Origin of the sequence: Micromonospora sp. NPDC005197 (genome assembly GCF_040608295.1) — a bacterium.
In the GTDB taxonomy this organism is placed as follows: Bacteria; Actinomycetota; Actinomycetes; order Mycobacteriales; family Micromonosporaceae; genus Micromonospora.
This window is the reverse complement of record NZ_JBEXHY010000135.1, coordinates 1-12909: the sequence shown is the minus strand read 5'-3', so window position 1 is coordinate 12909 and position 12909 is coordinate 1. Positions and strand designations below refer to the sequence as shown.

The following is a 12909-nucleotide window of genomic DNA, read 5'->3' as shown; positions in this document are numbered from 1 at the left end:
GCCGCCGGCTCCGGCACGTACGCCATCGCCGGCCGGCCGCCGTCGCCGCCGGGCAGCGGCACGAGGCCGGTGGGACCCGACACCACCGGCGGGTGCGGGCGGGTGGTCAACCGGCCGTGCCGGGGACCCTGCGCGGACGCTCCGGTCGGCGGCGCGGAGTCGGACACGGGCCACCACTCCTCGCGGTCGGCGAAAGGTGCGAGGCGGTTACCCGACCGGCCGCCGGTTAACCGGCGGCCAGCTCAGGCGCTGTCGCGGGGCACCAGGGCGGACGGGAAGAGCGTCACCGGCGCGGCCGGGCGGCCGGCCAGCACGGCGGTGGCCGCCGCGGTGGCGATCCGGCCCACGGGGTGGCTCGCGGTGGTCAACGCCGGCGCGGTCATACCGGCCAGCGGGATGTCGTCGAAGCCGGCCACCGCGACGTCACCGGGCACCCGCACACCGCCCTCGCGGAGCGCAGCGATGACCCCGAGCGCGGTCTCGTCGCTGATCGCGTAGATCGCGTCGACGTCCGGCCAGCGGCGCAGAGCCTCGCCGGCCGCCGCCCGGCCACGCGCCGCCGTGAAGTCCCCGTCGACCACCCGCTCGGGTAGGCCGGCCTGGCGCATCAGGTGGCGGTACGCCTGCACGGGGCGCTGCGAGCACGGCAGCCACGCCGGACCGGTCACCATGGCGATCCGGCGGCGGCCCGTCGCGTACAGGTGGCGCAGCACCGCGCCGGCGCCTGCGGTGTTGTCGACGTCGAACGACGGCACCACGGCCGAGCCGATGCCGATCGAGGCGACCCGGCCGTGCAGCGAGCGGGGTACGGCGTCCAGCAGGGCGTCGGTGGTGTTGACCAGCACGACGCCGCACACGCTGCGGTCGGCGGCGAGCCGGTCCAGGCCGCGTGGGTCGCCTAGCGGCAGCCAGTGCAGCGCCACCCCGACGCCGGCCGGCGCGCACACCCGGGCGGCCGAGCCGACCACCCGGTGGACGTACGGGTCGTCCAACACCGCCGCGCTGGTCCCCGCGACGGCCACCACCAGCCGTACGCCGCCGCCGCGCACCAGCGCGCGGGCGGCCGGGTTGGGCACGTAACCCAACTGGTCGGCGGCCGTCACCACGCGCTCCCGAGCGGCCGGTGAGGCGAACCCCGTCCCGGCGATCACCCGCGAGGCCGTGGACCGGGACACCCCGGCGGCCCGGGCGACGTCCTCCAGAGTGGCTGGCCGGTGTGCCGCTGCCGTCATCGTGCCCTCCCCCCGGCGCCCGCCCGGGGCGGGCGTACGCCTGCCAGGAATCATCCCCCGGCCTGCGCGTCTCCGGTAAGGGGCCAACCCGCTTGTGGTGGTAGCGCTCTCAGGTGTGCGATCGTGCCAGGAGATCACCCCGAGGAAGAGGACCCAGCCCTGTGAGCGCCCCCACCAGCCCGGCCGTCGCCCCGGACACCACCGTTCCGGCGCGGATCGTCCGGCTCGCCCGCAACGGCGTCGCCGTCACCTTCACCCTGAACGGCCTGGCAGTCGGCAGCTGGTTCTCCCGGGTGCCGGCCGTCCGCGAGGCGCTGGACCTCTCCGCCGGGCGCCTCGGCCTCCTGCTGCTGGCGATGAGCGTGGGCGCCCTGCTCGCCATGCCGACCTCCGGGCTACTCGCCCAGCGCCTCGGCTCGGCCCGCACCGTGACGATCGCCACCGTGCTGGTCGCGGTCGGCCTGATCGTGGCCGGGCTGGGCGCGACGGTCGCCGGGTCGTCCGTCGTCGTCGGGCTGGGGCTGGTCGCCTTCGGCTACGGCTCCGGCGCCTGCGACGTGGCGATGAACGTCGAGGGTGCCACGGTGGAGCGGCGGTTGGGGCGTACCGTCATGCCCCGCTTCCACGCGGCCTGGAGTCTCGGGTCGGTGGCCGGCGCGGGCCTCGGCGCCGGAGCCGCCCGCCTGGACGTGCCGGTCGGCGCGCACCTCGCCGCGGTGGCGGTGGTGGTGCTCGTCGGCACCGTGCTCGCCTCCCGGATGTTCCTGCCCCAACCGGGCGTCGAAGCGGGCAACCAGACGGCGGACACCAGCCCGGCCGGCCGCCGCCGGGCCCAGCTCGCCGCCTGGCGGGAGCCGCGCACCCTGCTCATCGGGCTGTTCGTGCTGGTGGCCGCGTTCGCGGAGGGCAGCGCCAACGACTGGCTGGCGGTCGCTTTCGTGGACGGCCGGGACCTGAGCGAGGCGGCCGGAGCGGCGGTCTTCGGCGTGTTCGTCGTGGGTATGACCATCGGGCGCACCGCGGGCACCATCGCGCTGGACCGCTGGGGTCGGGTGCCGGTGCTCAGCGGCACCCTGCTGCTCGCCGCTGCCGGCGCCGGCCTGGCCGTGCTGGCCGGCTCGGGGCCGGTGGCCATCGTCGGCGTCGCGTTGTGGGGCCTCGGCGCGTCGTTGGGCTTCCCGGTCGGCATGAGCGCGGCGGCCGACGAGGAGGCGCACGCGGCGGTGCGGGTCAGCGTGGTCGCGGTGATCGGCTACACGGCCTTCCTGGGCGGGCCGCCGCTGTTGGGCCTGCTCGGTGACCACGTCGGCACCCTGCGGGCGCTGCTGGTGGTGCCGCTGCTGCTCCTGCCGACGCTGGCGCTGGTGCCGGCGCTGCGCCCGCCGCGAGCCGACGAGCAGGCTCCGGCAGCAGCCGACGAGCAGGCTCCGGCAGCACAGAAAAACTAACCCCGATCGGGCCGTGGCGGTATCGGGTGCGCGGCCGAGTGCGTCGCGCGCCCGCGCTGGCTACGGTCGCCCGATGCCAACCGACGAGATCACCGCCGCCGCGGCGGGCAGCTGGACCCTGGGCGACCGCACCGTGCATCGGATGGGCTTCGGCTCGATGCGGATCACCGCGAACCCCGACCGCGAGCGTGCGATCGCGCTGCTGCGCCGCGCCGTGGAGCTGGGCGTCAACCACATCGACACGGCCGCGTTCTACGTCTCGCCCGGCGGAACCCTGCGGGTGGGCACCGGCCCCGCCCGGTACGCCACCGAGCTGATCCGGGCGGCGCTCGCCCCGTACCCCGAGGATCTGGTCATCGCCACCAAGGTCGGCTTCGGCTACGACCCGGTGACCGGATTCAGCGAGGCGGAAACCCCGGCGCAGCTGCGCGCCCAGGTCGAGGAGAACCTGCGACGCCTCGGCCGCGACCGGCTGGACGTGGTGAACCTGCGACTCGGCCGGGGGCCGGGCGCGGTGCCGTTGGCCGAGCGGTTCGGCGCCCTGGCCGAGCTGCGCGCTGCCGGGCTGATCCGGCATCTCGGGCTGTCCAACGTCCGGCCCGAGCAGGTGGACGAGGTGGCGGGCATCGCGCCCGTGGTCTGCGTGCAGAACAACTACGGCCTGGACGCGTACCGGGAGCAGGACGCCTTCGTCCGCGCCTGCGGCGAGCGGGGCATCGCCTACGTGCCCTTCTTCGCGCTGGCCGGCACCGGTCGGGAGGCGGGTGCGAGCGCCGCGCCGGGCGGGGCCGTCGAGGCGGTCGCCCGGGCCCACGGCGTCACCCCCCAGCAGGTACGCCTGGCCTGGACGCTGCACCAGGGCCCGCACGTCCTCGCGATCCCCGGCACCGGCGACCCGGCCCACCTGCGGGAGAACATCGCCGCCGCCGCGCTACGCCTGACCCCCGAGGACCTCAACCGCCTCCCCTGACCCCTGCCCCCGGTGATCATGAAGTTATTGCCATCGATGCCGGCGTGTCGCGCCGATAACTTCATGATCACCGGAGCCAGACCCGGAGGGGGCCCGCAGGGAGGAAGCCGGCTCGGCGGGCGGGTGGTAGGTCGGGGGTGGTCTCGTAGCCGACCAGGGGTACGCCGGGCAGGGTGGCGGGAATCGCCCGCCAGATCTCGTCCGGGTCGTCGCTGTGGGTGAACAGGTTGGAGACGCCGGCCGGGTCGTCGCCGCTGACCACCGCCCCGCCGACGACAGCGCCCCGCTCGTCGTGGCGGGCCAGCACCGGGATGCGCGGGTCGGCCAGCAGCGCCGGGCGGAACAGTTCCCCGCCGCCGTGCGCGCTCGCCCAGGCCGCCAGCCCTTGCCCGGTGGTGACCGGCGTGAGCGGCGGGCCGACCGGCGGGTCGGTCGACGGGCGGTGGATCCACTGCGCGTCGAAGAGCACCCGGAACCCGTACGCCGAGAGGTCGAGGTCGGCGAAGCTGTCCTTCACCGACGCGCCGGGCCCGACGTCGATCCGCGCCAGCAGCGCCTCGGGGTCGACGCCGGGGCGCAGGGTGACCGCGTCCGGATACCAGGGTGGGGAGCGGCGGGGCACCGACCACGCCTCGGCGTCGATCCGGCCGGCCAGCCCGTGGCTGGCGCACACGGCGTCGCACCATCGCGCGTTGTTGTGCGCCGCCGCCTCCCGCACGTTCTTTGACACGCCCGGCAGCCTATGAGGTCAGGACCCGGTGAGGACGACGAGTCGCTGGGTCGCGCGGGTCATCGCGACGTACCGGTCGACCGCACCCTGGATGCCCTCGCCGAACGTCTCCGGGTCGACGAGGACGACCAGGTCGAACTCCAGCCCCTTGGACAGTTCCGGGCTCAGCGACCGGACGCGATTCGTCGCCGGCCGGAAGGTGGGCTCGCCGATGACGCAGGCGATCCCGTCGGCGTGCTCCGCGAGCCAGCCGTCGACGATCGCGTCCAGCTCGCGCACCGACCCGTGGATCACCGGAATCCCGTTGCCGCGGATCGAGGTCGGCACGTTCGCGTCCGGGAGCACGGCCCGGATGACCGGCTCGGCCTGCTCCATGACCTCCCGTGGCGTCCGGTAGTTGATGCTCAGCGAGGTCAGGGTGACCCGGTCGAGGCCGATGCGCCTCAGTCGTTCCGGCCACGACTCCGTGAACCCGTGCCGGGCCTGGGCGCGGTCCCCGACGATGGTGAAGCTGCGCGCCGGGCAGCGCGACAGCAGCATCTGCCACTGCGCGTCGGTCAGCTCCTGCGCCTCGTCCACGACGATGTGCGCGAACGGGCCGGCCAGCAGATCCGCGTCGGCGCTGGGGAGTACGGCCTCGTCGACCAGCGCGTCCTGCAGGTCCAGTTGGCGCAGGCTCGACAGCACACCCTCGCCGTCGTCGTAGGCGTGGGCCGCGATCAGCTCGTCGACGACCGTCGCCATGCGCGCGCGTTCGGCGGCGATGGTGGCCTCGTGACGGCGCGTACGCCGGGACGCCTCCGGGTCGCCGAGCCGCTGCCGTGCCGCGTCCAGCAGCGGCAGGTCGGACACCGTCCAGGCGCGGGCGTCGACGCGTTGGAGCCGGCGGATGTCCTCGGGGCCGAGCCAGGGGGCGCACCGGCGCAGATAGGCGGGCACCGACCACAGGTCGGCGACGATGTCGGTCACTTCGAGCAGCGGCCAGGCGCGGTTGAACGCCGTGCGCAGATCCCGGTTGCGCAGCAGCGACCCGCGTACCAGGTCGTCCGACTCGTCGCCGTCGTACCTCCCGAGCAGGATCGCCAGCAGCTCCTGCCAGATCTCGTCCCGCGCCTCGTTGTGCGGGGTGCCGGGTCCGGGCGCCTCGAACGCCTGGGCCCAGTCGTCCGCGCTCAACCGCACGTCGGCGTCGCCGGCCGTGACCGTCATCGCCGTGGTCGGCGGCTCCTCGTAGAACCGCACGGCCGCCTCGATCGCCCGGACCAGATCCGCCGAGGACTTCAGGCGGGCCACGTCCGGGTCGGCCTCGACCGTCGCCGCGGCACCCTGGGGGACGAGGTCGCGCAGGGTGCAGGTCTGCACGTCCTCCTCGCCGAGGCTGGGCAGAACGTCGGCGACGTACGCCAGGTAGGGCTCGTGCGGCCCGACGAACAGCACCCCGCCGCGCCGGTGCCCGAGGCGGGGGTCGGAGTAGAGCAGGTACGCGGTGCGGTGCAGGGCCACGACGGTCTTGCCCGTGCCCGGACCGCCGTCGACGACGAGAGCGCCGCGCGATCCGGCCCGGATGATGGCGTCCTGGTCGGCCTGGATGGTGCCGAGCACGTCGCGCATCCGGGCCGACCGGTTGCCGCCGAGGCTGGCGATGAACGCGGACTGGTCGTCCAGCGCCGCATGCCCCTCGAACCCGTCCGGGGTGAACACCTCGTCCCAGTAGTCGCTGATCCGGCCGAGCGTCCAGCGGTACCGACGCCGGCTCGCCAGGCCCATCGGGTTGGCGTGGGTCGCCCCGAAGAACGGCTCGGCCGCCGGGGAGCGCCAGTCGAGCAGCAGCCGCCGACCGTTGCCGTCGGTGAGACCGAAGCGTCCGATGTAGACCGGCTCGGGGTCGTCCGCGCTGACGATGCGCCCGAGGCACAGGTCCAGACCGAAGCGCCGCAGGGCGCGCAGGCGAGCGGTCAGCCGGCGGATCTCCTCGTCCCGGACGACCGCCTGGCGGCCCTTGCCGGCGGGTGCCCGGCGCTCGGCGTCGAGGCGGTCGGACAGCTCGGCGATCGACTGCTCCAGGCTCGCCGCGATGACGGCGAAGTGCTGCTCGTCACGGTCGATCAGCGCCGGGTCGGCCTTGGCGGCGAGGTTGTCGGGAAGGTCGAACGCGCTGGCCGCCGCCGACGAGTTGTGCATGTATTGGCTCCCGTTTCCGCAGGTCCTGGCCTTGGACGGGCAATTCTGCGGTACACCTGGGGCCTTGCCGCAAGTCCCCCCATGCGGTATATGTTGGATATGGCGGGGAGTGTTGTCCCCCGCTTTCAGGGCTTCCGTTCGGTACGCCCGCTCCAGCGGTTCCGTCCGCGCTCCGCCGAGTCAGATTTCTCCCACCTGGCGTGCAGCGTATTGCCAGGAATCGGTGCTGAACTGGAGTGGCGTCCGAGGAGAGGGGCTGGGCATGGGCTGGTTCAACCGGCGGTCACGGGGCACCGAGGCGACCCCAACGAAGCTGGACCGCGAGGCCACCCGGGACGATCTCGCCGCGCTGGAGTCGTTCGTCGCCAGCCGGCGGGGAGTGGAGTTCTACCTGGAGCCGGAGACCACCGCCACCGACACCACAGTGGTGGCGATCGCCCACGACGGCGAATGGATCCGCCGCCGCACCGGCACACCCCGCGCGGCGGGCGCCATCGCCCGCAAGCACGCGGTGCCGCTGTACGAGGCGGCCCGCACCGGCTACCCGGAGCGGATGCGGGTGTGGAATCGGGCACACCCGGAGCGCCACGCCCGCTGAGACTCCTCCGCCCAGAAGCCACCACCGCCGGGCCAGCGGCGCGAGCCAGAGTGCTCCGCCGATCCTTTGCTCTGCTTACCAATAAGCGCCAGTGACGCCCCATTCCCGTTGCGTATAGGGAAGCAGAGCAAAGGATGTCGGGCATTGATCCGGGGCATCGAGGTCGGGTGATCCGCTGTCGCGTCGACAGTTGAGGCTCGGTGACGCACGCCCGTTCGTCGGGCCGGAGCAGCGTTGACCCGCAGCGCAGGGGTGTGGCAGCATTCGCGGCCTGACGGCAGTGAAGGAAGTCGGTGCGAATCCGACGCGGTCCCGCCACTGTCACCGGGGAGCGATCCCCCCTCGTGAGTCACGGCCGTGTGTCTGCGGTTGGAAGGCCGGGGGAGAGCGTCGATCCGGAAGCCAGGATACTTCGGCCGTCGGGACGTACCCCAGGGCGTGGACACCCGAGGAGGACCCGATGACGCTTGGCGTCTCCATCATCGACGGCTGCTGCCGTCTTGCGCACCGCGGCCGTGCCGTCGCCGCGATCGGCATCGACTCCGTTCACCGCTGAGTTCCGGACCGCGCCGCCCGTCGCTCCCGGCCGCAGGCCGCTGAGCCGGCCGGATCGCGGCCTCCGCTGAACCCTGCGCCCATCCCACGTCGCCAGGCCGCTTTCGCGAGCGTGCCGACGTTACCGTCCGGAGCCTGCCGTGCGCGTTCTGCTGCTCTCCACCGCCGACACCGACCTGCTGGCCGCCCGCGCCAGTGACGCCGACTACCGGCTCGCCAACCCGGCGCGGGTGGCGGCCGACGAGGTGCCCGCCCTGCTCGACGGGGTCGACCTCGCCGTCGTACGCCTGCTCGGGGGTCGGCAGGCGTGGCCGGACGGCCTCGCCGCGGTGCTCGCCACCGGCGTGCCGACGGTCGTGCTCGGCGGTGAGGCGGTGCCCGACGCGGAGCTGATGGCGATCTCCACGGTGCCGTCCGGAGTGGTCACCCAGGCGCTGGCGTACCTGGTGGAGGGCGGGCCGGACAACCTCGGGCACCTGGCCCGGTTCCTGTGCGACACGGTGCTGCTCACCGGCGAGGGGTTCGCCCCGCCCGCGCCGACCCCGGCGTACGGCGTGCACGGTGACCACCCGACCGACCCGCGGCGGCCCACCGTGGGGATCGTCTTCTACCGGGCGCACGCCCTCGCCGGCAACACCGCCTTCGTCGACGTCCTGGCCGAGGCCGTGCGGGAGGCCGGGGGCAACCCGCTGCCGATCTTCTGTGGCTCGCTGCGGGGCCTGACCACGGGCGCGGGCCCGCTCGGGCTGTTCGCCCGCTGTGACGCGCTGCTGGTCACCGTGCTCGCGGCCGGCGGCGCGGTCGCCGCCGACGCGTCCGGGGGCGGCGACGAGGACGCGTGGGACGTCGGCGCGCTCGCCGCCCTGGACGTGCCCGTCATTCAGGCGCTCTGCCTGACCAGCACCAGGGAGCAGTGGGCCGGCAGCGACGCCGGGCTGTCCCCGTTGGACGCGGCGATGCAGGTGGCCATCCCCGAGTTCGACGGACGGATCGTCACCGTGCCGTTCTCGTTCAAGCGGATCGACGCGGACGGCCTCTCGGTCTACGCCGCCGACCCCGAGCGGGCCGCCCGGGTGGCCGGCATCGCGGTACGTCACGCCCGGCTGCGGTACGTGCCCAACGCCGACAAGCGGGTCGCCGTCGTGCTCAGCTCGTACCCCACCAAGCACTCCCGGGTCGGCAACGCCGTCGGGCTGGACACCCCCGTCTCGGCGGTCCGGCTGCTCGCCGCACTGGCCGAGGCGGGTTACCACCTGGGGGACGCGCCGCCGCCCGACGACGGCGACGCGCTGATCCACGCCCTGATCGCCGCCGGTGGGCACGACGTGGAGTGGCTCACCCCGGAGCAGTTGGCCGCCGCCGAGGCCCGGGTGCCCGGCGAGACCTACCGGCGGTGGTTCGACCAGGTACCGGCCGAGCTGCGTGAGCGGATGCGGGAGCACTGGGGTGAGCCGCCCGGCGAGCTCTACACCGACGGCGGGGACCTCGTGCTCGCCGGGCTGCGCTTCGGCAACGTGGTGCTGCTGATCCAGCCGCCGCGTGGCTTCGGAGAGAACCCGATCGCCATCTACCACGACCCGGACCTGCCGCCGAGCCACCACTACCTGGCCGCGTACCGCTGGCTGGCCGCGCCCGTCGCGGACGGCGGCTTCGGCGCGGACGCCGTGGTGCACCTGGGCAAGCACGGCACCCTGGAATGGTTGCCCGGCAAGGGTCTCGGCCTGGCGGCCGACTGCGCGCCCGACGCGGTCCTCGGTGACCTGCCGCTGGTCTACCCGTTCATCGTCAACGACCCCGGCGAGGGCACCCAGGCCAAGCGGCGCGCACACGCCGTGGTGATCGACCACCTGGTGCCGCCGATGGCCCGCGCCGAGACCTACGGCGACCTGGCCAAGCTGGAGCAACTGCTCGACGAGTACGCGACAGTGCAGGCCCTCGACCCGGCCAAGGTGCCGACCGTGCGGGCGCAGATCTGGGACCTGGTGCGCGCCGCCGAGCTGCACCACGACCTGCACGCCGAGGCGATGCCCGACGCCGGCGACTTCGACGACTTCGTGCTGCACCTCGACGGGTACCTCTGTGAGGTCAAGGACGTGCAGATCCGCGACGGGCTGCACATCCTCGCCGACGCGCCCGTCGGCGAACCGCGGGTCAACCTGGTCCTCGCGGTGCTGCGCGCACCCCAGATCTGGGGCGGCAACCACGCCCTGCCCGGCCTGCGACAGGCCCTCGCCGCCGCGTACGGCCTCGACGAGCAGGAACTGCTGGCGGCACCGGGCGAACGACTGGCGGTGCCCACGGCGTTGACCGACGTGGTGGACGGGCCGGCCGGCACCGCCGCCGACGCCGTCGACCTCATCGAGGCGCTCGCCCGGAGGTTGGTCATCGGGATGGACACGCTCGGCTGGGACGCCGAGGCCGTCAACGCGGTGGTCGCCGAGGTGACCGGGCAGCCGATCCCGGACGTCGTCGCGGTGCTGCGCTTCGCCGCCACCGAACTGGTGCCCCGGCTGGCGCGCACCACCGACGAGCTGACCCACACCCTCGGGGCGCTCGACGGGCGGTTCGTGCCGCCCGGACCGTCCGGTTCACCCACCCGGGGCCTGGTCAACGTGCTGCCCACCGGCCGCAACTTCTACTCCGTCGACCCGAAGGCCATCCCCAGCCGCAACGCCTGGGACGTCGGGGTGGCCCTCGCGGACTCGCTGCTGGCCCGGCACCTCGCCGACACCGGCACGTACCCCCGCTCGGTGGGGTTGACCGTGTGGGGCACCAGCGCCATGCGCACCCAGGGCGACGACATCGCCGAGGTGCTCGCGCTGCTGGGCTGCCGCCCGGTGTGGGACGACCGGTCCCGGCGGGTCACCGGCATCGAGGTGGTGCCGACCGCCGAGCTGGGCCGGCCCCGCGTCGACGTGACCGTGCGCATCTCCGGCTTCTTCCGCGACGCGTTCCCGCACGTCGTGGCGCTGCTCGACGACGCCGTACGGCGGGTCGCCGCGCTGGACGAGCCGGACGAGGAGAACTACGTGCGGGCGCACGTCGCCGCCGACCTCGCCGAACACGGCGACGAGCGGCGGGCCACCGCCCGGATCTTCGGCTCCAAGCCCGGAGCGTACGGCGCGGGCCTGCTGCCGCTGATCGACGCGCGGACCTGGCGCAGCGACGCCGACCTCGCCGAGGTGTACGCGGTGTGGGGCGGCTACGCGTACGGCCGGGGCCTGGACGGGCGGGAGGCGCGCGCCGACATGGAACGCTCGTTCGCCCGGATCGCGGTGGCGGTGAAGAACCAGGACACCCGCGAGCACGACATCGTCGACTCGGACGACTACTTCCAGTACCACGGCGGGATGGTGGCGATGGTCCGTCACCTCACCGGCTCGTCGCCGCAGGCGTACGTGGGCGACTCGGCGATGCCGCACGACGTGCGCACCCGCACGCTGGGCGAGGAGACCCGGCGGGTGTTCCGGGCCCGGGTGGTCAACCCGAAGTGGATCGCGGCGATGCGCCGGCACGGCTACAAGGGCGCGTTCGAGCTGGCGGCCACCGTGGACTACCTGTTCGGCTACGACGCCACGGCCGGCGTGGTCGACGACTGGATGTACGAGCACCTGGCCGCCGCGTACCTCTTCGACGACACGACCCGGGAGTTCCTGGAGCAGTCCAACCCGTGGGCGCTGCGCGGCATCACCGAGCGGCTGCTGGAGGCCGCCGACCGGGGGCTGTGGGCCAAACCCGAGCCGGCCACCCTGGACCGACTCCGTGACACGTACCTGGCCAGCGAGGGCGACCTGGAGGACCGGGCATGATCACCTATCCGTTCAGCGCGGTGCTCGGCATGGCCGACATGCGGTTGGCGCTGCTGCTCAACGCTGTCTCCCCGGCGATCGGCGGGGTCCTCGTGCGCGGCGAGAAGGGCACCGCCAAGTCCACCGCCGTCCGGGCGCTCGCCGCGTTGCTGCCCCCGGTCCATCGGGTTGCCGGCTGCCGCTTCGGCTGCGACCCCGCCGAGCCCGACCCGGGCTGCCCGGACGGGCCGCACCCGGCCGACGCCACCGCCGAGACCCGTCCGGCCCGTCTCGTGGAGTTGCCGGTCGGCGCCGCCGAGGACCGGGTCGTCGGATCGCTCGACCTGGAGAAGGCCCTCGGTGCGGGGGTACGCGCCTTCGAACCGGGCCTGCTCGCCGCCGCGCACCGGGGAGTCCTCTACGTCGACGAGGTCAACCTGCTGCACGACCACCTCGTCGACCTGCTGCTCGACGCGGCGGCGATGGGCCGCAGCCACGTCGAGCGCGAGGGCGTCTCGGTCAGCCACGCGGCCCGCTTCCTGCTGGTCGGCACCATGAACCCGGAGGAGGGGGAGCTGCGCCCGCAGCTGCTCGACCGGTTCGGGCTCACCGTCGAGGTGGGTGCCAGCCGGGACCCGGAGGTCCGGGTCGAGGTGGTGCGTCGCCGACTCGCCGCAGACGCCGACCCGGCGGGCTTCGCCGCCCGCTGGGCCGACGCCGACGCGGAGATCGCCGGCCAGGTGGCCGCCGCCCGCCGCCGGCTTCCCGGGGTACGCCTTCCGGACGCCGCGCTGCGGCAGATCGCCGAGGTGTGCGCCGCGTTCGACGTGGACGGGATGCGCGCCGACATCGTCACCGCCCGTACCGCCCTCGCCCACGCGGCCTGGCACGGCCGGGACCGCGTCACCATCGACGACGTACGGGTCGCCGCCCGCCTCGCCCTGCCGCACCGCCGCCGCCGTGACCCGTTCGACACGCCGGGCCTGGATGAGAAGCGCCTCGACGAGGCGTTGCAGCGCGCCCAGGACGCCCACCCCGACGATCCGGACGACGACGGCGGCCCGCACGACGGTGGCCCCGCTGGATCGCGCCCCGACGGCTCGGACCCCGACGGTGGCGGCCCGGGCGGTGGCTCCGGCGGGCACGGCGGCCCGGACGACGGCGGCGCCGACCGTCGTGGCCCGGACGACGGTGGCCCGCGGGGCGGTGCCGGCAGCGGTGCCGACCGCAGCGGCCCCGACGGTGCGGGACCCTACGGTGGCAGCTCCGACGGCAGCGACGATGCCGCTGACCAGGGTGAATCGACCCGGCAGCGGGGCTCCGGTGGGCAGGGTCAGCCGGTGGCCGTACCCCACGGTGGTCTGCGGGCCCAGCTGCTCACCGCGCCCGGCGTCGGTGACGGCGTGC

Annotated in this window: 8 protein-coding genes and 1 riboswitch; of the genes, 5 read left to right on the top strand and 3 right to left on the bottom strand. The window is 74.4% G+C overall.

Translation table 11 applies throughout. From position 1 onward, the window contains the following. Positions 1 to 242 precede the first annotated feature (242 nt). Entirely contained in the window at positions 243 to 1232 is a 990-nt protein-coding gene (locus ABZU46_RS27265; RefSeq protein WP_354862225.1) for a LacI family DNA-binding transcriptional regulator, read from the bottom strand. Between the two features lie 161 nt (positions 1233 to 1393). Here ABZU46_RS27265 and ABZU46_RS27260 point away from each other — a divergent pair, with 161 nt between their 5' ends. Both ABZU46_RS27260 and ABZU46_RS27255 read left to right on the top strand, forming a co-directional pair. Then, complete coding sequence (locus tag ABZU46_RS27260; RefSeq protein WP_354862223.1) at positions 1394 to 2680, top strand: MFS transporter; 1287 nt, start codon at positions 1394 to 1396, stop codon at positions 2678 to 2680. 73 nt (positions 2681 to 2753) lie between these two features. Beyond that, entirely contained in the window at positions 2754 to 3650 is an 897-nt protein-coding gene (locus ABZU46_RS27255; protein ID WP_354862221.1) for an aldo/keto reductase, read from the top strand. Positions 3651 to 3717: 67 nt separating this feature from the next. On the opposite strand, the gene ABZU46_RS27250 is transcribed toward ABZU46_RS27255, so the two are convergent. Beyond that, entirely contained in the window at positions 3718 to 4380 is a 663-nt protein-coding gene (locus tag ABZU46_RS27250; RefSeq protein ID WP_354862220.1) for a hypothetical protein, read from the bottom strand. An 18-nt stretch (positions 4381 to 4398) separates the two neighbouring features. Continuing rightward, a complete protein-coding gene (gene helR, locus ABZU46_RS27245) occupies positions 4399 to 6561 on the bottom strand; it encodes an RNA polymerase recycling motor ATPase HelR (RefSeq protein ID WP_354862219.1) in 2163 nt (720 codons plus the stop codon). Between the two features lie 262 nt (positions 6562 to 6823). On the opposite strand from helR, the gene ABZU46_RS27240 reads away from it, so the two are divergent. From ABZU46_RS27240 to ABZU46_RS27230, 3 genes are all read left to right on the top strand, one after another. Next, positions 6824 to 7159, top strand: a complete 336-nt coding sequence (locus ABZU46_RS27240) for a hypothetical protein (RefSeq protein WP_234589536.1) — start codon at positions 6824 to 6826, stop codon at positions 7157 to 7159. Between the two features lie 283 nt (positions 7160 to 7442). Beyond that, positions 7443 to 7572: riboswitch (cobalamin riboswitch) on the top strand. Positions 7573 to 7854: 282 nt separating this feature from the next. Next, entirely contained in the window at positions 7855 to 11523 is a 3669-nt protein-coding gene (gene cobN / locus ABZU46_RS27235) for a cobaltochelatase subunit CobN (RefSeq protein ID WP_354862218.1), read from the top strand. Next, positions 11520 to 12909: ATP-binding protein (locus ABZU46_RS27230; RefSeq protein WP_354862216.1), on the top strand; the 1390-nt coding region annotated here is incomplete at its 3' end. The genes cobN and ABZU46_RS27230, both read left to right, overlap by 4 nt.

What these genes read in the sequence shown, in the direction of transcription:
- ABZU46_RS27265 (WP_354862225.1), bottom strand. Translation starts at nt 1,232, where the DNA reads ATGACGGCAGCGGCACACCGGCCAGCCACTCTGGAGGACGTCGCCCGG.
- ABZU46_RS27255 (WP_354862221.1), top strand. Translation starts at nt 2,754, where the DNA reads ATGCCAACCGACGAGATCACCGCCGCCGCGGCGGGCAGCTGGACCCTG.
- helR (WP_354862219.1), bottom strand. Translation starts at nt 6,561, where the DNA reads ATGCACAACTCGTCGGCGGCGGCCAGCGCGTTCGACCTTCCCGACAAC.
- ABZU46_RS27240 (WP_234589536.1), top strand. Translation starts at nt 6,824, where the DNA reads ATGGGCTGGTTCAACCGGCGGTCACGGGGCACCGAGGCGACCCCAACG.